Here is a 376-nt window from a genome sequence, read left to right on the forward strand (position 1 = left end):
CGCGTCGGGGTGTTCAGCTCCAGGCGAATCCGGCGCAGCTCCAGGCGCTGCACCCCGTCAGGGGCGGGGATGGTCACGCGCTGCTCGCTGAGTTGCCCCTCGGCGGTGGTGGCGACCAGGCGCATCGGCTCAAGCGGTTGGCAGGGGATCTGCTAGTGCTCACGCACCAGCACCGCCACGCCGCGTTGGTGCAGATCCCAGATCCAGGAGGCGACACAGAAGTTGCGATCGGCGATCCACAGATCCCCCGCCTCGATCGCGCCCTCAAGACGCGGGAGCATGGCGCGCTCCTGGGTGTCGGCGTCAACCTCGGGGATCATCCAGGTGATCACCTCCAGCGCCGGCTCGAACACCACCAACGCCTTGCCCGGCAAGG

1 pseudogene is annotated in these 376 nt (G+C 68.6%); it reads right to left on the reverse strand.

Annotated features, from left to right (window positions below):
- Window positions 1-152 precede the first annotated feature (152 nt).
- Window positions 153-376, reverse strand: a pseudogene (locus G3480_RS28855) (IS4 family transposase); the annotation flags it as partial.

The organism is Thiorhodococcus mannitoliphagus, from assembly GCF_010915725.1.
Taxonomy (GTDB): Bacteria; Pseudomonadota; Gammaproteobacteria; order Chromatiales; family Chromatiaceae; genus Thiorhodococcus; species Thiorhodococcus mannitoliphagus.